18 protein-coding genes are annotated in these 20332 nt (G+C 50.3%); 7 read left to right on the top strand and 11 right to left on the bottom strand.

The features are described 5' to 3' along the window. Nucleotides 1-102 precede the first annotated feature (102 nt). From accC to KJS94_RS01335, 5 genes are all read right to left on the bottom strand, one after another. A complete protein-coding gene (accC, locus tag KJS94_RS01355) occupies nt 103-1440 on the bottom strand; it encodes an acetyl-CoA carboxylase biotin carboxylase subunit (protein ID WP_214446964.1) in 1338 nt (445 codons plus the stop codon). A gap of 88 nt (nt 1441-1528) precedes the next feature. Beyond that, the gene (gene accB / locus KJS94_RS01350; protein WP_214446963.1) at nt 1529-2017 is read right to left on the bottom strand and encodes an acetyl-CoA carboxylase biotin carboxyl carrier protein; all 489 of its coding nucleotides are present in this window, start codon (nt 2015-2017) and stop codon (nt 1529-1531) included. 264 nt (nt 2018-2281) lie between these two features. Further along, the gene (gene efp, locus KJS94_RS01345; RefSeq protein WP_214446962.1) at nt 2282-2848 is read right to left on the bottom strand and encodes an elongation factor P; all 567 of its coding nucleotides are present in this window, start codon (nt 2846-2848) and stop codon (nt 2282-2284) included. A gap of 158 nt (nt 2849-3006) precedes the next feature. After that, nucleotides 3007-4770 (bottom strand): M56 family metallopeptidase, encoded by a 1764-nt coding sequence (locus tag KJS94_RS01340; RefSeq protein WP_214446961.1) that lies wholly within the window; start codon nt 4768-4770, stop codon nt 3007-3009. A 44-nt stretch (nt 4771-4814) separates the two neighbouring features. After that, entirely contained in the window at nt 4815-5180 is a 366-nt protein-coding gene (locus KJS94_RS01335) for a BlaI/MecI/CopY family transcriptional regulator (protein WP_214446960.1), read from the bottom strand. Nucleotides 5181-5289: 109 nt separating this feature from the next. On the opposite strand from KJS94_RS01335, the gene KJS94_RS01330 reads away from it, so the two are divergent. From KJS94_RS01330 to KJS94_RS01320, 3 genes are all read left to right on the top strand, one after another. Next, a complete protein-coding gene (locus KJS94_RS01330) occupies nt 5290-5808 on the top strand; it encodes a TlpA family protein disulfide reductase (protein WP_214446959.1) in 519 nt (172 codons plus the stop codon). Between the two features lie 108 nt (nt 5809-5916). After that, on the top strand, nt 5917-6846 hold the full coding sequence (gene mdh / locus KJS94_RS01325) for a malate dehydrogenase (protein WP_214446958.1): 930 nt from the start codon (nt 5917-5919) through the stop codon (nt 6844-6846). A gap of 269 nt (nt 6847-7115) precedes the next feature. Then, on the top strand, nt 7116-7688 hold the full coding sequence (locus KJS94_RS01320; RefSeq protein WP_214446957.1) for a hypothetical protein: 573 nt from the start codon (nt 7116-7118) through the stop codon (nt 7686-7688). 325 nt (nt 7689-8013) lie between these two features. On the opposite strand, the gene KJS94_RS01315 is transcribed toward KJS94_RS01320, so the two are convergent. The 4 genes from KJS94_RS01315 to KJS94_RS01300 all read right to left on the bottom strand — a co-directional run bounded on the left by KJS94_RS01315 (nt 8014) and on the right by KJS94_RS01300 (nt 12569). Beyond that, on the bottom strand, nt 8014-8955 hold the full coding sequence (locus KJS94_RS01315; protein ID WP_239804244.1) for a glycosyltransferase family 9 protein: 942 nt from the start codon (nt 8953-8955) through the stop codon (nt 8014-8016). A gap of 136 nt (nt 8956-9091) precedes the next feature. Further along, the gene (locus KJS94_RS01310; protein WP_214446955.1) at nt 9092-10321 is read right to left on the bottom strand and encodes an MFS transporter; all 1230 of its coding nucleotides are present in this window, start codon (nt 10319-10321) and stop codon (nt 9092-9094) included. Between the two features lie 26 nt (nt 10322-10347). Beyond that, a complete protein-coding gene (locus KJS94_RS01305) occupies nt 10348-11316 on the bottom strand; it encodes a DedA family protein (protein ID WP_214446954.1) in 969 nt (322 codons plus the stop codon). A gap of 17 nt (nt 11317-11333) precedes the next feature. After that, nucleotides 11334-12569, bottom strand: a complete 1236-nt coding sequence (locus KJS94_RS01300; protein WP_214446953.1) for a dicarboxylate/amino acid:cation symporter — start codon at nt 12567-12569, stop codon at nt 11334-11336. Nucleotides 12570-12735: 166 nt separating this feature from the next. Here KJS94_RS01300 and KJS94_RS01295 point away from each other — a divergent pair, with 166 nt between their 5' ends. The 3 genes from KJS94_RS01295 to KJS94_RS01285 all read left to right on the top strand — a co-directional run bounded on the left by KJS94_RS01295 (nt 12736) and on the right by KJS94_RS01285 (nt 15751). After that, nucleotides 12736-14277, top strand: a complete 1542-nt coding sequence (locus KJS94_RS01295) for an amino acid permease (RefSeq protein ID WP_214446952.1) — start codon at nt 12736-12738, stop codon at nt 14275-14277. A 149-nt stretch (nt 14278-14426) separates the two neighbouring features. Continuing rightward, nucleotides 14427-15149: a YebC/PmpR family DNA-binding transcriptional regulator gene (locus tag KJS94_RS01290; protein WP_214446951.1), complete on the top strand. Its 723-nt coding sequence runs from the start codon at nt 14427-14429 to the stop codon at nt 15147-15149. 182 nt (nt 15150-15331) lie between these two features. Continuing rightward, nucleotides 15332-15751, top strand: a complete 420-nt coding sequence (locus KJS94_RS01285) for a thiol-disulfide oxidoreductase DCC family protein (RefSeq protein ID WP_214446950.1) — start codon at nt 15332-15334, stop codon at nt 15749-15751. On the opposite strand, the gene KJS94_RS01280 is transcribed toward KJS94_RS01285, so the two are convergent. Further along, on the bottom strand, nt 15724-16347 hold the full coding sequence (locus tag KJS94_RS01280) for a trimeric intracellular cation channel family protein (RefSeq protein WP_214446949.1): 624 nt from the start codon (nt 16345-16347) through the stop codon (nt 15724-15726). The two genes, KJS94_RS01285 and KJS94_RS01280, sit on opposite strands and share 28 nt — an antisense overlap. A 110-nt stretch (nt 16348-16457) precedes the next feature. Between KJS94_RS01280 and KJS94_RS01275 the strand changes: the two genes are divergently transcribed. Then, nucleotides 16458-17837: a M20/M25/M40 family metallo-hydrolase gene (locus tag KJS94_RS01275; protein WP_214446948.1), complete on the top strand. Its 1380-nt coding sequence runs from the start codon at nt 16458-16460 to the stop codon at nt 17835-17837. A gap of 52 nt (nt 17838-17889) precedes the next feature. Here the strand turns inward: KJS94_RS01275 and KJS94_RS01270 are convergent, their stop codons facing one another. Next, nucleotides 17890-20271 (bottom strand): alpha-ketoacid dehydrogenase subunit alpha/beta, encoded by a 2382-nt coding sequence (locus tag KJS94_RS01270; RefSeq protein WP_239804243.1) that lies wholly within the window; start codon nt 20269-20271, stop codon nt 17890-17892. Nucleotides 20272-20332: the final 61 nt, after the last annotated feature.

The raw sequence follows: 20332 nt of genomic DNA, 5'->3' as shown, positions 1-20332 counted from the left end.
CCGCCGGGAAAGGTTGGACAATAAAAAAGGCACAAAGACGGAAACCGGTTTGAAGTAGTACACTTCGTTGCGGCTGTCTTTGTGCCTTTGGATTATTTCAGGTTACTTCATCTTGAAGGTCTCCAGGAACTTCGTGGTAAAATTACCACTCCTGAAATCCTCATTCTGCATCAGTTGCAGGTGGAAAGGAATAGTGGTCTTGATTCCTTCTATCACATACTCACTCAATGCACGATACATGGTATCGATGGCTTCCTCACGGGTACGCGCAACCGTGATCAGCTTACCGATCATGGAATCGTAGTAAGGAGGAATGGTGTAGCCTGCGTAAACATGGCTGTCTACCCGAACACCATGTCCACCAGGTGTATGCAGCACGGTGATCTTACCTGGTGAAGGACGGAAATCGTTGTATGGGTCTTCCGCGTTGATCCGGCATTCGATGGCATGCATCTGGGGCTCATAATCACGGCCGCTGATGGGTTCACCCATGGCGATCTTGATCTGTTCCTTGATCAGGTCGAAGTTGATCACTTCTTCCGTAACGCAATGTTCTACCTGGATACGGGTATTCATTTCCATGAAATAGAAATTGCGGTGCTTATCTACCAGGAACTCGATGGTACCAACGCCTTCGTAATTGATAGCAGAAGCTGCTTTCTTGGCCGCTTCCCCCATGGCATAACGAAGTTCAGGGGTCATGAAGGGAGAAGGGGATTCTTCCACCAGCTTCTGGTGGCGGCGCTGGATAGAACAGTCGCGCTCACTCAGGTGGCACACTTTACCATAACGGTCACCGGCGATCTGGATCTCGATGTGACGGGGCTCTTCCACGAACTTCTCCATATAGATCCCGTCATTCTTGAAGGCAGCAAGGGCTTCCGCCTTCGCAGTATTGTACGCACGCTCGATCTCATCTTCGGACCATACCACACGCATACCCTTACCGCCACCACCGGCAGTTGCCTTGATGATGACAGGGTAACCCATATCCTTGGCCACGCTCTTGGCCTCTTCCAGGCTTTCCAGCAATCCGCCGCTTCCGGGAATAACCGGAACACCGGCGCGGATCATGGTTTCCTTTGCGGTCATCTTATCACCCATGGCCCTGATCTGGTCGGGAGTGGGGCCGATGAACTTGATACCATGCTCACCACAGATCTCGGCGAAGCGGGCATTTTCTGCCAGGAAGCCGTAACCCGGATGGATCGCATCGGCATTGGTGATCTCAGCAGCAGCCATCAGGTGCGGGATGTTGAGGTAGGAATCAGCACTCTGGGGGCGGCCAATACAAACTGCCTCGTCCGCAAATTTCACATGCAAACTGTCCTTATCGGCAGTTGAATAAACGGCAACCGTTTTGATACCCATTTCACGGCAAGTCCTGATCACACGAAGGGCGATCTCACCACGGTTGGCGATCAATATTTTTTTGAACATTAGCTACTAGTTTTTGGATGTAAATAGTCCATTGATCGATGGCCATTGAGGGCAATGGATAAGGAACAATGGACTATGAACGATTCGTTTATGCAGGTTCTACCAGGAACAAAGGCTGGTCGTATTCAACGGGGGAAGCATCATCAACAAGGATCTTAACGACCTTGCCCTTCACTTCACTCTCGATCTCATTGAACAGTTTCATGGCCTCAATGATACAAACCACTTTACCCGGGCTAACCTCATCGCCTACTTCTACGAAGAGGGGCTTATCCGGTGAAGGACGACGGTAGAAAGTACCAATCATTGGGCTTTTTATGGTAACCAGGTTGGATGCAGCAGGTTCAGCGGCCTTGGGCTTTTCAGCGGCGGGCGCAGCTGCAGGAGCGGCTGCGGGGGCAGGAGCCGGGGCGGCATAGGCCTGGGCTGCCATTACAGGAGCTGCTGATACTACTTGCTGGATGTTGTCTTGCTTTTGCTTAATCGTAACCTTGAACCCTTTCTCCTCAATCGTCAATTCACCGATGTTCGACTTGTTGATCAATCGGATCAACTCCTGAATTTGTTTGAAATCCATGATACTGAATTTACAGTTGGTGATTCTAATTTGGCGGCTAAGATAAGAAACTGGCGGAACGTAGGAAATTTTCGATTGCCAATTAGCGGATAGGGAAACCCGTTAACCGGTTCAGGAACAATTCCTTCAAGCCAAAACACTACTATTCCTTCTGTTTCCCCCTCTGGTTATTGTTACAACAATAACCAACATGATCTATAGGCTGCCAGGACCCAATAAAAAAAGCTCCCATTGCTGGAAGCCTTTGTATATGTTTTCCGGGAATTATTCCTTTACCCTTTCTACGTATTCACCAGTCTTGGTGTTCACGCGGATCAGTTCTCCTTCATTCACGAACAGGGGAACCATTACAGTAGCACCGGTTTCAACGGTTGCAGGCTTCAGGGTACGTGTTGCGGTATCCCCTTTCACGCCAGGCTCACTATAGGTTACCAGCAATACGATCTTATCAGGAAGTTCTATGCTCATGGGGGACTCGGATTCAGTATTGATCAATACAGAAACTTCCTGGCCATCCTTCAGGAACTGGGGAGCATCGATCAGGGTTTCCTGCACAGCGATCTGCTCGAAAGTCTCGTTATCCATGAAATTGTAACCGCTGTCGTCCTTGTAGAGGAACTGGAAGTTCTTGCGCTCCACACGAACCGGATAGATGGTATCACCACTGTTCCAGGTCTGTTCGATGGTGCGGTTATTGTCCACTCCCTTCAGCTTGGCCCAAACCTTGGCAGCAGCACGGGCTGTCTTGTTTTCACCAAATTCAATGATCTTGTACAGGCTGCCGTCCAGCTTAATGATCAGGCCACGGCTGATATCCGAAGTATTTGCCATAAAAACTAAGTTTTACTAGATGCTATTCAATTAGAGGGGGCAAAGCTACAGCAATTAAACAATAAGGCAAAGCTGAAGCAGTATCAACTTTGCCTTATAGACATTTATTTTGGTATTAATATATCCCTTTGGTATTTGTTGGGCTCCTGGCCGGCAACTTAAAGATCTACTGTTTGGCCCTGCCCACCATAAGCCTTTTTCAGTTTGATCTCCACAACGCCATTCCTTCCCTTTTCGCCATATGCCCCAGTGGCCTTTTCTCCCTTCAGGACATTGATGGACTCTATGGCATTGGGATCCAGCGCTTTCACTTTTTCCGGACTGGCCTCCTCCCCTTCAATGAAATACACCGGGCCAGGCTGGGGTAAATTGCTATCCGAGGATTGGAGGTTACCGCTTTGGCTACCCTTAATGATTACCTGCACCGGCTCACCAGGCTTGCTTTCACCACTAATTGACATTTCCATGTTTTGGGGCAAACGAGCGGTCAGGGTCTTACCGAACTTTTTATCCAAAGCTGCCTTCTGGGCAGGATTATCCAGGTCATATTTTTCGACCTTGCCATCCTTGTACCGAATGGTGACCTGCTGATGGGAAATATCGATCCAACTTACTTTTCCTTCCAACTCCTTAGGAAGCCTGGGCGCAGGGGGAGGCGGAGGGGGCGGTGGAGGCGCGCCATGGTCTCCATGCATGGGAGAAATGCCAGAAGGATGTGCTGGCGGTGCCGGGTGTGCCGGGTGTGGCGGGGGCGCGATCAGGCCTGCATGGGTTACAGGAGCAGCAGGTGAGATCGCAGCAGGCGGAGCTGGAGGAACAGGCGGCGGGGGTGGCGGGGGCAACTCCCCATATTTAGCAACCATGGCCGTTTTGTTCTTGTTCCATTCGTTCAGCTCCATTGCCTTCACCAGTTTACCCTGGGTATCCTTAATGATCACAATGCATTCCCCCTGGTTATCGGCCACTGAAAGCCGGAACCCTTTCTCGTTTACCCAGGAATGGGAAGGAAGGGTATCTGTGGCCAGGGCCTGGGACAGTCCCCGGCCTTGGGAATCATCCTGCTGGTCCCGGAAGGCCAGCAGCAGCACCGCCGCAACCGGCAATGCAAAGCTGAATTTTACCAGGTGCACCCTGGCGGATTTGATTTTGTTCATCATGGCTATACGTGTTTTTAACGCTGAAAAATTCAAATGACTGGCTATACTGAATTGTTGTTGCCCTACTACTTTCAATAAGAGATACTGGTATGCCTTCCTGTCCAGTCCCGCCTCAAGTACCTGGCGGTCGGCCAGGAATTCCAGGTTCTGCCGGATCGCCTTCCTAATCAGCCAGGCAAAGGGATTGAACCAGTTCACCACCACCAGCAACTCCGACCAGATGATGTCAATGGTATGCCTTTGCCGCACATGCACCATTTCATGGCGGATGATCTCCTTCAGTTCCTCTTCCGAGTGCAGCGATGAATTGATGTACACGGAATTACCAAATGAAAAGGGAATGATCCTGTCCTTCACCTCGTACAACTTCACATCATCATCCACCAACAAACTGGCGGTCCTGGATATGCGCAGCAAGGACAGGTATTGCACCAGCAACCTGGCCATCATCAAGGCCATTCCTGAATAGAATACATAAGGTATCGTGTCCTGCCAGTTGAATGTGCTTACAACAGGTGTATCGCTTCCCGCCTGCCATTGGCCCATTACCGGGATATATTGAAGCAGGACCATGCCATGGTCAGCCGGGTCGAGCCACCAGTGAATATTCACCAGGGGCAGGAAGAAACAGCAAACCGAATAACCCAGGAGATACCATCGGTTCCATTGGTAGAAGGTGAGCTTGCGGAGCATCAACCAGTAGAACAGGTAGATGGCAGCCAGTCCGAGGGACAACTTAACCAGGTAAAGAATAAGGTCAGGCATATGCTTTATTTGTAAATGGCAGGGGTATTTTAATTGTCAACCGATCAGTCCTTCTTACCTTTTTCGATCAGGTCCAAGATCTCCTTCAATTCCTTCGCGCTAAGCTTCTTCTCTTCCACAAAAAAGTTGACCATGGCCTTGTAAGAGTTGCCGAAATAATCCTTGATGAAATGGCTCATGAACCGATCCTTGTATTCGTCTTCGGTTATAGTAGGCCGGTAAATGTACATGTTTCCTACCTGCCGGCTCTCCAGGAACCCCTTCTTCTCCAGGTTCTTGATCGTTGATGCCAGGGTGGTATACGGTGGCAAGGGTTCTTCCATTTGTTCCAGGAATGCCTTTACATTTCCCTCCCCTACCTGCCAGACCGCCTGCATGGCTTGCTCTTCTTGCGGACTCAACCTTTCCATTTCTACGAATTTTTCGTAAACCTACGAAATCATCGTAAATCAGGAGTTTTTTTCTGTTAAAAGTTTTGTTAAGGAATGCAGGAAAGCAACCGCCTGTTAACTTTATGCCATGAAAACACTGATGCAAGTATTGCTTTCCATTTTCATCACCATGGCAGCGGCTCAAACATCCCTGGCCCAGCAAAATCCCGACCAGCAACCGCCGGCCTACCTGCGCTACCCGACCATCCCTCCTTTTACCTTATTGGGACTGGATGGCAACAAGATCACCCGTGACAATATCTCTGATAAATTCCCGACTGTACTGATGTATTTCAGTCCAGGTTGCGACCATTGCCAGCACCAGGTAACAGCAATGATGGCTGAAAAGGAGAAGTTCAGGAAAGTGAACCTGGTCATGGCCACCTACCAGCCGATGGAAGAATTAAAGACCTTTTACAAGCAATATAAACTTGCAGAATTTCCCAACCTGATCATTGGAAGGGACGAACAGTTCTTTTTCCCGCCTTATTATAAAATGACAGGATTACCCAATATCGCCTTGTACGACAAAAAACAGAAGCTGATCACCAATATCAGCGGTAACGCCGAAGTGAAGACCATTTTGCAGTACCTGGGCATCCAATGAGCCAGATAACAGCTTTTTTACAATTCGGCATTGCTTTATCATCGCTCGATATTCGACATTCCTTAGTTTTGCCCCGCAAATCATTATTTCACCGCATAATACATTACAATGAAAGTTACTGTAGTAGGTGCCGGAGCAGTAGGCGCAACCTGTGCCGATAATATTGCCCGCAAAGAACTGTGCCAGGAACTGGTTTTATTGGACATCAAGGAAGGCCTGGCCGAAGGCAAGGCCCAGGATATGATGCAAACCGCAGCATTGCTGGGATTCGATACCAAGATCATCGGATCTACCAACGATTATAGCAAGACCGCAGGAAGTGACGTGGTGGTGATCACCTCTGGTATCCCCCGTAAACCAGGCATGACCCGTGAAGAGCTGATCGGCACCAATGCCGGTATCGTTAAGAATGTTTGCGAGAATATCCTGAAGTATTCTCCCGATGCGATCATCATCGTGATCAGCAACCCAATGGATACCATGACCTACCTGGCCCTTACCGCTACAGGACTTCCCAAGAACCGCATCATCGGTATGGGTGGAACACTGGATAGCTCCCGCTTCAAGTACCAACTGAGCCAGCACCTGGGTTGCTCTCCTGGCGACCTGAATGCTGTTGTGGTGGGTGGACACGGCGATACTACCATGATCCCCCTGATCCGCTTCGCAACCTGGAATTCCGTTCCTGTTACCAAGTTCCTGTCAGAAGAACAGCAAAAGCAGATCGTTGCCGATACCATGGTAGGTGGTGCCACCCTTACCAAACTGATCGGGACTTCCGCATGGTATGCACCCGGTGCAGCCGGGGCCGCCCTGGTGGAAAGCATCCTGCGTGATGAAAAGAAATTGCATACCTGCTGCGTGAAGCTGGATGGCGAATACGGCCAGAATGATATCTGCCTTGGCGTTCCCGTAGTGATCGGTAAGAACGGCTGGGAGAAGATCCTGGATTTCGGCCTGAACGAAGAAGAGCAGGCTGCTTTCAATAAGAGCGCCGATGCCGTTCGTGCCATGAATGATGTATTGAAGACTTTATAATCAATGAGTTATAGGATATTTCAAAAGCCCTGGAATTACCGGGGCTTTCTTTTTTACCGGCAAAGGCAGGCCATACCCAGTTTTAGGTAAAAAACGGATTTCGAAAAAAAATATCCGAAAACCTTTTGAACCGATGATTTTCCTATTAGTTTTGTAACACTAATATCCTACCTACCTCTCTCCAACACCTATTTAAAGCTTCAGTAAGGACCTTAGAAGGACCACAGCAAACGCTGAATTAACTCTGTAACCTTTTAAACAAAAAGATTATGATCAAGCCCTTGCACACTGTTGCTTTAACACTTCTTGTGCTCATTGCTTCCGCCCAGAACCCGGAGCTGCCCAACCAAAACAATCCGTTGCTCAACCTCGCAATCAACCCCTATTCCAACACCAGGATCAACCCTGAAAAAAACCTCAGGATCAATCCAAAGCACAATTGGAATATCAATCCGAACATGAACAACGAGATCAACCCGGAAAAGAACCAGCGGATCAACCCCAAGTTCAACAAGGATTTCAGTCCCCAGCACAACCATAGCATTAACCCGATGTATTCCTTCAGCCTTCATCCGCTGACCAATAACAACTGGAAAGGCTACTACGTATTCGACAAATCGAATAACCTCTCCGGATTCCTGGTAGTTGCCAACCAGTTTGTTATACTTGACTTCGATGACAAGGGCACTTGGAAAGGATACCTCGTGAAGACCTCTACCAACACCTACAATTATTTCAACCTCCAGGACGAATGGACCCGTGCGTTCTATTGTGAGGACTCCATAGTAGGTTTCAATATTTTCGATGGCACCGGCGAATGGACCGGCACATACGCCAAATAATCTTTCTCGAATTGTTGATGTTTAAAGGGGCTGTCACTTTAGGGTGACAGCCCCTTTCTTATATAGTTTTTAAAGATTGGTCGGAGACGGGTCGGAGACGGGTCGGAGACGGGTCGGAGACGGGTCGGAGACGGGTCGGAGACGGGTCGGAGACGGGTCGGAGACGGGTCGGAGACGGGTCGGAGACGGGTCGGAGACGGGTCGGAGACGGGTCGGAGACGGGTCGGAGACGGGTCGGAGACGGGTCGGAGACGGGTCGGAGAGGGTCGGAGACGGGTCGGAGACGGGTCGGAGACGGGTCGGAGACGGGTCGGACGGGTCGGACCTAGGTCCGACCCGAAAGCAGCTGTTGGGCCAGGAGCTTGATCCTGCCCAGGTCAATTTGCTGCATGCATTTGAAATGGCCTTTCGGGCATTTGCTGTAACCGATCTTGGAGCAGGGTCGGCAACGAAGACCATCCACTTCTACTATTGCGGAGCGCGCAGAAACAGATAACCCTCCCAGTTCACCAAAGTAAGGGTACATCCCAAAAGCCGGTACAGTATTGCCCCAAACTGAAATAATGGGTTTCCGGAAGGCGGCTGCGATATGCATCAAGCCTGTATCATGGGTAATGACCAACTTGGACTTGCGCACCAGGTCGGCAGATTCGTTCAGACTGAACTTACCACAGGCGTTATAGATCTTGATGGGATCAATGGCGGCTATGGCGGAACCATTGTCAGCATCTTCCGGGCCACCCAGCAAAACAATGGGGTGCTCAATAATGGTTGCCAACTCCTTTAATCGCTCGAGCGGAAGTTGCTTGGTTCCCAATGCAGCGCCGATCACCAATCCTATATATCCTACCTGATGGGAAGCGGGAATATCATTAGCCTTCACCTCCTCTTCTGCCGGAATGAAATAATCAAGACCGGCTCCATCATTCTTCACCCCTAAATGCTTCACAGTATCCATATACCGATCAACAATATGAACATTGGGCAGGGTGTTGATCTTAAAATTGGTGTAGATCCATTTGCCGATATTGAGCTTATCGAAACTTCTCGAAGGCACTTTCAAGGCCTGTTTCACTTTCAGGGTGCGTAGATTGTGGTGCAGGTCGATCACCCAATCAAACTGTTCCTCTTGCAGTCCCGCAATAACCGCATCAAGATCATCTTCCAGGTAATGCATCCGGTCAACATATGGATTGGCCTGAAAGATCGGCGCGAATGACTTCTTGGTAAGGTAATGCAGCTCAACGCCCGGCAACTGTTGTTTCAAACAGCGTATGACCGGGGTGGTTAGGACAATGTCCCCTATCGAGGAAAACCTAATGACCAGTATCTTCATTTGATTGTGCTATTTTTTATGGGACACCTGCAGTCAAGGCCCTGCCCCGCTAAAGGCACCAGACTCTTTATTCTTCAACGAAATTCAGGTCCTTGCCAAAAGTTTCTGTGGTCAGTGCTGCAGAGATCAGGGTAATGACCATGATCACCACGGCTGTGATCACACCGCTCTGCACGAAGGAATACGAAGCCTGCAAACCGGTAAACAATAAAGTGATCAGGTTGAGGGAACCCCTTACCATGTTGGGGACTGTTGTGGCCGCAGTGGCCCTCAGGTTGGTCCCAAACTGCTCCGCCGCCATGGTCACAAAAATGGCCCAGAACCCGGTGCCAAAACCCAGCAGTGCACAAGCCCAATACATCTCGTTGGCAGTAGCTCCTTCCAGGTTAAAGAACCAAACCATTCCAATGATGGTCAGTCCGTAAAAAATGTACAGCGCTTTTTTCCGGCTCTTCAAGGCCTGGCTCACAAAACCGATCGCAATATCACCCAAGGAGATCGCTGCATAGGCATACATGATGGACTTGCCCGGATCGATCTCGCCCTGGATGTTCAGGTAACGTGCAAATTCCTTTGAAAAGGTCACCAGTATCCCGATCACAAACCAGGTAGGCAAGCCAATGAGAATACATAACAAATACCGCTTGAAACGGTCGCTGTTATTGAAGAACATGAAGAAGTTACCCTTGCTGACCTCCCTGGCCTGGGTCTCGCGGAACATCCCGGACTCAGCCACTTTGATGCGCAGGAAGAGCAATAGGAATCCTAGTCCCCCACCAATAAAATAACAAGTACGCCAATGGAAGTTCTGTTTCATGAAATAGGCCAGCACGGCACCCGACAGGCCAATACCCGCCACAAGCGAAGTCCCGACCCCGCGCTTATCCTTGGGCAACAACTCACTGACAAGGGTGATCCCTGCCCCCAATTCACCTGCAAGGCCAATGCCGGAAATGAAACGCACCAATGCATATTGGTGGACGGTCTGCACCAGGCCATTGACGATATTACCAAGGGAATACAAGATGATGGAGGCAAAAAGCACACTCAACCTGCCCTTTTTATCCGCCAATACACCCCAGAGGATGCCCCCTATCAGCAGCCCCAGCATTTGCATGTTGATAATGTACAACCCGTCATCCTTGATCTGCGTTTCGTTCAAACCCAGGTCCGCCAGGCTCGGCACCCTGATGATCCCAAAGAGCAGCAGGTCGTAGATGTCTACAAAATACCCCAGTGCCGCTACCAGCACGGCTATGTTAAAGATAGGAGAACGGTTAGCAGTTGACGTGTTCATGGTTGGGTAGATGATGATTCAGGGGATCAGGATTTTGCCTTATTCCTCCCGGTTACCAGTTTCCAGATAACGGGAGCGGTGGTTACCAGCACGATCAGGATAATGATCATTTCAAGGTGCTCCTTCAACTCAAAGCCAAACTGGTTCTTCACCCATATCTGCAGGAAGTGACCAGCAAAGATCATACTGAACACCCAGGCAATACATCCGCTGATATTATAGAAAGCAAATTTCTTCTTATCCATACCTACAATGCCCGCAATGATGGGAGCAAAGGTCCTAACGATGGGTAGGAAACGAGCAAATACTATTGCCCCACCTCCATGCTTGTCATAAAAATCATGGGCTTCATCCAGGTACCTTTTCTTGAAGAAGAAATTATCCTTCCACTTGAACATGGCAGGGCCGATCCTTCTTCCAAACCAATAGCCCACGGTATTCCCGATGACACCTGCAACGGATATCAGGCCCACCAGGATCAGGAGGTCGAGCCACTCATTTTGCAGGTCGCCCAGGCCGAACGACTCGAGGAATTCATGGGCCAGGTTGGTACTGTAAATACCCGCTACAAACAGGAGACTGTCACCCGGCAGGAAGAAACCTGCAAACAAGCCTGTTTCTGCAAATACGATGAAAAGCAACAACCACAACCCACCGTAAACAATATAGAACATCGGGTTCAGCAGGTCTTTCCAGGTGAAGTTTTTATGGAGCTCCACTACCTTTTCTGCGGAAACATCCTGCCACTTGAAACTTGTTGTGTCATGCGCCTCTGCTGTAATGGTAAACGGCTGAACCGTATCAACACTCAGGTCCACATAACCATCCTTGTCTGTGCTCAACGCCTTGCTGCTTCCTCCCTGCGTCAGCACGAAATCCTTTACCGGTGTTTCGTACTGGTTGATCACCCTCACCTTATTCCCTTGCGCCCATACCGTTGCACTGAACAGCCCACCGCACAATAAGATGATAATTGCTATTAGTCCTTGCTTCATCTGCTTCTTTTATTGATTTAACTCTCCAACTCCCCTTCCCATTTGCTCACCACCGTGGTAGCCAGTGCATTACCCAAAACATTGGTCATGCTGCGGAACATATCACAGAAATGGTCAATCGGCAGGATCAGGGCAATGCCTTCTGGCGGGATCCCGAACATGGCACAGGTAGCGGTCACCACCACCAATGATGCCCTTGGCACACCCGCAATTCCCTTACTGGTCAGCATCAGCACCACCAGCATGGTCAACTGCGTTCCGGTATCGAGATGGATACCATAGGCCTGCGCAATGGCCAGGCTCGCAAAGGTCATATACATCATACTGCCGTCCAGGTTAAAGCTATAGCCCAGGGGAAGGATGAAGGAAACGATCTTATCCTTACAGCCAAAACGTTCCAGTTCCTCGGTCAGTTTGGGGAAAACGGCTTCACTACTGGTCGTACTGAAAGCGATCAGCAACGGTTGGGCAATACGCTTCAGGAGTGCGGGCATCCTGTTTCCGAGGATCAGGAACCCAATGGCCAGGAGGATGGCCCAAAGCACGGCAATACCGATCAGGAAGTACAAAAGGTACAGGCCATAGAACTTGAATACCTCCAACCCCTTGACGGCGATCACGGCTGCAATGGCACCAAATACACCCAATGGCGCAAAAGCCATTACATATCCAACCATCTTCAATATGATATGTGCCACCGCATCCAGGGCCTTGATCACCGGTTTGGCATAATCGCCGATAGCCGTAGTAGCAACGCCAAAGAAAATACTGAATACCACCAGCTGCAGGATCTCATTAGTGGCCATCGCTTCTATCACACTCTTGGGGAACACATGCTCCACGAAATTGGCCAGTGAGAAGACCTTGGTCTTGCCGATCAGGTCCTGCGCACCAGAACTGTCTGCATTGCTCAGGTCAATGGCGGCACCGGGCTTAAAGAAGTTCACCAGCACCATACCGATCAACAAACTGGTAAGTGAAGCGGTAATAAACCAGAGCAGCGCTTTTCCCCCTACCCTGCCAACGGTCTTCAGGTCGCCCAGCTTGGCGATGCCTACCACAAGTGTAGAGAATACCAGCGGCGCAATGATCATCTGCACCAATCGCAGGAAGATCGTTGTCAGCAACTTGATATTGGTAGAAAAGCTCTGGATGAATTCCGGGGTCGCATTCTTATTGACGATATACCCTACCAATACACCCAGTACCATAGATACCAGGATATAAAGGGTAAGTCTGTTCTGTTTTGCCATCGTTAGTAGTAGTGTGGTAAAAGAAGGCCGAAAATTCAAAAAAATCCTGAGGCTACCAAAATAATCGACCGAAATTGCCCGCCAATCAAAGTTTACGTGAGGTGAATTAAATAATTATTTATTTTTCGCCCTTCAAAACGCTCAACACATAACCAATAACCACATTATGAGTTTATTCAGAAAGAAATCGCTGTCGCAACTACTTGCTAGCGCAGCTGATTCTGAAAAAGGCCTGAAAAGAACATTGGGGGCTACCAACCTGATAGCCCTTGGTATCGGCGCCATCATCGGAGCCGGTCTTTTTGTGCGTACGGCTGCTGCTGCCGGACAAGCGGCCGGACCAGCTGTTACCCTTTCCTTCGTGATCGCCGCCATTGGTTGCGCTTTCGCTGGTCTCTGTTATGCAGAATTCGCTTCAATGATCCCCATTGCTGGTAGTGCCTATGCCTACAGCTATGTAACCATGGGAGAACTGGTTGCCTGGATCATCGGCTGGGCGCTGATCATGGAATATGCCCTTGGCGCTGCTACCGTATCCATTGCCTGGAGTGAATACCTCAACAAGCTTTTGGGAGGGAGCATCCCCTATGAATGGTGCCACTCGCCCTTCGAAAGCTTTACAGACTCTTCCGGTGTACTGCACCAGGGCATCATCAATGCCCCTGCGCTGATCATCCTTCTGGCCCTTACCATGTTGCTGATCAAGGGTACCCAGGAATCAGCCATGGTGAACGCTATCATCGTATTCATTAAAGTAGCCATCGTAATACTATTCATCGCACTGGGCTGGCAGTTCATCAACCCTGCTAACCATACTCCTTACATGATCCCTGAAGGCACTGCTGCCGTAACCGACCAGGCCGGCAAAGTGATCGCTGATTACTCTGGTGTGTTCAAGCATGGATGGGGTGGTGTACTCGGTGGTGCTGCCATCGTGTTCTTCGCCTTCATTGGTTTTGACGCCGTTTCCACCGCAGCACAGGAAGCCAAGAACCCCAGCCGCGACATGCCGATCGGTATCCTGGGTTCCCTGGCTGTATGTACGGTGCTCTATATCCTTTTTGGTCACGTATTGACCGGTGTGGCCAACTGGCAGGAATTCGTTGACCCTGAAAAAGGTCGCGAAGCTTCTGTTGCCTATGCCATCTCTACCTATATGACCGGGTATGGCTGGTTGTCCACCGCAGTAACCGTGGCCATCCTTGCCGGTTTCTCCTCTGTTATCCTGGTGATGCTGATGGGCCAGAGCCGTATCTTCTACACCATGAGTAACGATGGCCTGATCCCCAAGGTGTTTGGCGACCTGCACCCCAAGTTCAAGACCCCCTATAAGTCCAACTGGATCCTTTTTGTATTCGTTGGTTTGTTCGCGGCTTTTGTTCCGGGACATGTTGCCGGTGACCTGACCAGCTTCGGTACCCTCTTCGCCTTCGTACTGGTGAGTGCAGGTGTATGGATGATGCGCAGGACAGATCCCCATACTGCCCGTCCGTTCAAGACCCCGCTGGTGCCCTTCGTACCGATCATGGGTGTGATCGTATGTTCCGCCATGATCTTCGCACTGGATGCCCAGACCCTGAAGGTTGCCTTCGGCTGGATGCTGGTCGGACTGGTGGTTTACTTCCTTTACAGTAAGAAGAACAGCAAGCTGAACCAGCCAGGCCATAACCCTGGCGAGATCCTGCCTAAGGCAAGTGATTTCGAATAATTCAGCCTTACAGAATGAATATTGCGTCCCGCCAACCAGCGGGACGCATTTTTTTGTGATACTGCCCGTAAAAACTAATTTTGCACACCCCTGAGGGGCACCTTCCCTGAAAAGGGAGATTTACATTAACATCAAATTCCATATAAAGAATGGGCCGCATATTTGAAGTAAGAAAAGCCACCATGTTCGCCCGCTGGGACCGCATGGCCAAACAGTTTACCCGTATCGGAAAAGAGATCGCCATTGCCGTTAAAGCCGGTGGCCCCGACCCCCATACCAACCCTGCCCTACGCCGCTGTATGCAGAACGCCAAGAGCGTTAACATGCCAAAGGACCGTGTGGAAGCCGCGATCAAACGCGCCCAGGGTAAGGAAATGGACAACTTTGAAGAGATCCTTTACGAAGGCTATGGTCCCCATGGCGTGGCCATCCTCGTAGAAACGGCCACCGACAACCACGTACGTACTGTTGCGAACGTCAAGGCTATTTTCAATAAAGGCAATGGAGCATTGGGCAATAGCGGCAGTGTAAGTTTCCAGTTCAAGAAGATGGGTGTTTTCAAACTGAAGCCCGAAGGATTGAATGCTGAAGAAATGGAATTGGAACTGATCGATTTTGGCCTGGAAGAACTGGGTGAAGGAACAGGCGAGAACGGGGAAGAAGTACTGGTGATCCGTTGTGGCTTCACCGATTTCGGTAATATGCAAAAGGCACTGGAAGACAAAGGCCTTACCCCCATCAGTGCCGAAGTGGAATGGATTCCTTCCAACACCGTAGAACTGGATGAGGAAAAAGCACAGGAAGTATTGAAACTGGTAGACAAACTGGAACAGGACGATGATGTCCAAAAGGTGTTCCACAACCTCGCCTGATAAGCGCTTTACAACCGGTCAGATCCTGACCGTTCAAACACGATACCGTCTCTTTTCCGGGCTATTGAAGCCCAAGGTAAGGACCGGGTATCGTGTTTTTTTTATTTCACCATTCATCACCCAAAGGGATATTTAACATTACCAACAGGAAGGGCTGAACGAATATGGCCTAACTTTATACCATGCCCAAACATCCCGTAGTATTGTTCGATGGGCATTGCAATTACTGCAATACCATGGTGAACTGGTGCCTTAGAACGGACGCTAATGACCGGCTCCGTTTTGCCTCCTTACAATCACCGGCCGGAAAGCAACTCCTGCAACAATATGCCATCCCCCCCGACACGGACTCCGTTGTTTTCATTGCTAACGGAAAAGGATATACGCATTCTACCGCAGCTATTGGTATCTGTCGCTACCTCTCCTTCCCGGGTAATATCCTATATGCATTCATCATCATCCCCCGCTTCATCAGGGATCCCTTTTATAAATGGATCGCGCGTAACCGTTACCGTTGGTTTGGCAGGAGGGAAGAATGCCGGATACCCACAGAGAAGGAAAAAAGGAAGTTCTATCAATCGGTTGAAGACCTGGATTTATAGATCAGCGGCAGGCTCCACCCCCGCTGTACGGAAAGGTATCGCACCAAAACGATCACCAGGATACTAATGACCTCATTAGCCCCGGAGAACAGGTCAAGTTTTCCCAACAACAGGTATACGATCCCCCCACTCATGCTGGCCAATGCATAGATCTCTTTCCTGAACAACATGGGCACTTCATTCACCAATACGTCCCTGATCACGCCACCAAAGCAACCGGTCATGATGCCAAGTGCTATGGCAACTCCCCCTGTATAATGATGGGCGATCCCCTTTTCGATCCCCGCAATTGTAAACAAGCCCAACCCAAGCGCATCGAAGAGGAACATCAGCCTGTTCATCTTCTTCAGGTAAGAGCCGAAGATCATGGAGGCAATTCCTGCCAGAACGATCACCCATAACACCACATTATCGCGCAACCAGGCCACCGGAAGGTCATCGATAAGGATATCCCTTAAGGTACCACCGCCAATAGCCGGCACGAAGGAAAGGATCAGTACACCAAAGGGATCCATCTCATGCTTCATGGCAGCGAAGGCCCCGGAGACCGCAAAGGCAAAGGTCCCGGCCAGCTCTATCAGGGGGAAATAGTTCATGCAATAAAAATAACCAGAATCCGAGAGAACCACTCATCATTACCCGATGGATCATGATGGGCTATTCTGTACTTTTAGTTCAACACATCCCATTTATACAACCAATGAACATGAACCGGATCAAAGGAAAAACCCTCGTCACCGCGATCCTGCTGACGCTTGGATTAAACGCAAGAGCCCAGCACGAGGAAATGATAAGGAAGATCTACGCAGAACAACTGAATCACAGTGAAGCCTATACGAATCTTGGATTCCTCTGTAAGAAGATCGGTAACCGCATCACCGGTTCCCCGCAAGCGGCGAAGGCTGTCAGCTACACCAGGGAACTGATGGAGCAATACGGTTTCGATACGGTTTACCTGCAGCCCATGAAGGTTGGGTTCTGGACGAGGAATGGCAAGGAAAAAGTGACCATGAAAGTAGAAGGGAAACCGGCGATACAATTGAATGCCCTGGCGCTTGCGAATACGCTGGGAACCGGACCTGGAGGTGTTGAGGCCGAAGTCCTGGAAATAGCCCACATCAGGGAACTGGAAAAATTAGGTGAGGCCGCTGTAAAGGGTAAGATCATTTTCATCAATGGCAAGTTCAACCAGGAACTGATCAACCCCATGCAGGCCTATGTAGAAGTGGGCAGTCAAAGAAGTTATGGTCCGCACGAAGCTGCCAAACTCGGCGCCGCAGGTGTAGTGATCCGTTCCCTTTCCATCAACCAGGATGACCAGCCCCATACCGGTTACACCTTTGTGGACCCCAAAGGCAGGACCGTCCCTGGACTCGCCTTGAGCACCAATGATGCCGACCGCCTGGAACTGGCTTTGAAAGGCAATAAAAAGGTGAAGCTGCACCTGCAATACAGTGCCGGGGTGAAAGACTCCGTGACCACCTACAATGTGATTGGAGAGATCAGGGGCAGTAGCGATCCCAACACGATCATAGCCGTGGGTGGCCACCTCGATTCCTGGGATGTTGGTGAAGGTGCCCATGATGATGGCGGGGGCTGTATGCAGGCAATTGAAGTAGGCCGCACCTTCCGCAAGTTGGGCATCAGGCCCAGGCATACCCTGAGGGTGATCCTATTCATGGATGAGGAGAACAATGGCACCGGCAGCATCACATATGCCAATGCAGTAAAACAACGCAAGGAAAGGCACCTTGCAGCGTTGGAATCAGACCTGGGCGTATTTACCCCGGCCGGATTCAGTTTCGACAATGATGACCCTAAGGTTTGGGAAAAGATCAGGTCGTGGGCAAAATATTTCGAACCCTATAACCTTTATCATTTCAAGAAAGGCTTCAGTGGCGAGGACATCGCTATCCTAAAGGAGAATACCGGCCTGCTGATCGGTTTCCAGCCCGATCCCCAGCGGTACATGAAATACCACCATACCCACTGGGATACTTTTGAAGCCGTGGACCGGCGGGAATTGGTCCTCGGGGCTGCAGCGATCACTGCACTTTTATACATCATCGACCAGGATGGCCTGTAAAACAAATCGCCCGGCAACTGCCGGGCGATCTTATTAAAACGAATTCATTTTATTACTCAGCCATCATCTCCCTTACCACATCGATCACATCCTCGGTATTGGGCTTACTGAAATAATCGCCGTCGCTTGCATAGGCGGGGCGATGGGCCTTGGCAGTAAGGGTGCGCGGGGCCACATCCAGCCAGCGGTAACCACCCTGTTCCTCCATCACCTTATTGAACATATAGGCTGCAGCACCACCTGGAACATCTTCATCCACAAACAGGATCCTGTTGGTCTTCTTCAGCGACTCCAGGATCTTGTGACCAAGGTCGAAAGGCAGTAAGGTCTGTATATCCACCACCTCGCAGCTAACGCCCAATTTGGCGAGCACCTCCGCTGCTTCCATCACGATCCTCAAGGTTGAGCCATAGGACACCAGGGTGATATCATTTCCTTCCCTGATCACTTCCGGCATACCCAGGGCTACTTTATACTCCAGCAGGTTGGTTGGCAATTTCTCCTTGAGACGGTAACCGTTCAGGCACTCGATCATCAGGGCGGGGTCATTGCTTTCCAGCAGGGTATTGTACATACCGATCGCCTGTACCATGTTACGCGGCACACAAACATACATGCCACGCAGGGAATTGACGATCATGCCCATGGGTGAGCCACTATGCCATATCCCTTCCAGCCTGTGTCCGCGGGTACGAACGATCAATGGGCAGGACTGGATACCACCGGTCCGGTATTGAAGGGTGGCCACATCATCGCTCAGGGGCTGCAAGCCGTACAACAGGTAATCCAGGTACTGGATCTCAGCGATGGGCCTTAACCCACGCAAGGCAGCACCTATTCCCTGGCCCATGATGGTCAACTCACGGATACCTGTATCCGAAATGCGCTGGTCACCATGCTTGGCTTGAAGGCCCGCAAAGCCCTGGTTAACATCACCGATAAAACCAACATCCTCACCAAAGGCAATGACCTTCGGGTTGGTGGTGAACAGCTGGTCGAAATAGCGGTTGAGGATCTCGTAGCCATTCAGCATGGAAGCTTCCGCCTCGTAATGGGCAGGGACAGCCTCTACCTTCAATGCGCTTTTCGGTCCTGTTGTATAGAGATCTGAATTGTACAACTCAGCATTGGTAGCTTTCAATTCCTGGTAATAATCCCTCAGCCAGAAGGCAGCATCATGGTTACCCGCCAGCAACAGCGCCTGGTGCAATGTATGCATCACATCACGGCGCATGGGCTCCTTGTTGGACTGCAACTTGTTGGCCAGTGCCAGCAAGGCTTCAGCTTTATCAGGCAAGCTGCTGGAAAGGGAACTGATCAGTTCAACCACCCTGCTGACTTGCTGCTTGATGGGTTCCTGGTAGGTAGACCAGGCCCTGTTCTTCGATTCCCTCACCAACTCCTTGGCTTTGATCTCGATATCGTTCAGCTCTTCCTCACTGCTGAGGTCATTGGCCAGGATCCACTCCCTGAACTTGCGGATACAATCGAACTCCCGCTCCCATTCCAGGCGCTCTGGGCTCTTATAACGCTCATGGCTACCCGAAGTGGAATGTCCCTGGGGCTGGGTGATCTCCTCCACATGGAAGATAGCAGGGGTATGGGTATCCCTTATCTTCTGGATGGCAACCTCCAGCACTTCGATCATGCCGGCATAATCCCATCCTTTCAGTTTATAGATATCCAATCCATTGGTACCGTCTTTTTTCTGGAAGCCTTTCAGCACCTCCGAAATGGAGCCTTTGGTGGTCTGGTATTTTTTGGGCACTGAAATACCATAGCCATCATCCCAAACGAAGATGGCCAGGGGTACCTGCAGTACGCCGACGGCATTCACCGCTTCCCAGAAATGTCCTTCAGAAGTGGAAGCATCCCCAATGGTGCAGAAGCAGATCTCGTTACCCCTGTCAGAAAGTTCGGGGAAGGAATGCAGTTGCTCCACATTCCGGAAAACCTTAGACGCAAATGCCAGTCCTAGGGCCCTGGGCATCTGTCCTGCCGTGGGGGCTATATTGCTGCTGATGTTCTTCCTGTTGGCCAGGTCAACCCATTCACCATCCGGGGTTACATTGGGGGTGGCAAAATGGGAGTTCATCTGCCTGCCCTTGCTAAAGGGATCATGGGCCTGATCGGGATTGGCATACAACTGGGCAAAGAACTGCTCCACCGTAGCCTGGCGAGACGCGAACACGAAGGTCTGGTCGCGGTAATAACCAGCCAGGAAATCCCCGTTCCGGAAGAATTTTGCCGCCGCGATCTGGGCTACTTCCTTGCCGTCGCCAAAAATGCCAAACTTAGCCTTACCTGTCAGCACTTCCTTTCGGCCTGTTAAACTCGCCTCGCGGCTTTCACAGGCCATCTGGTAATCACGGAGTACCTCGTTCCTGAAGCGGTCGAAACTCAGCTTTTCGGAAGCAAGCAGATCGTTTTCCATTAGATTTTCCATGCGGCAAAACTAATGGAATTTGCCATGATGCGAACAATCGTTAGCCCCC

This window comes from Flavihumibacter rivuli (genome assembly GCF_018595685.2).
GTDB lineage: Bacteria > Bacteroidota > Bacteroidia > Chitinophagales > Chitinophagaceae > Flavihumibacter > Flavihumibacter rivuli.
Note: the sequence above shows the minus strand (reverse complement) of the source record. Positions and strands in the feature narration are given on the sequence as shown.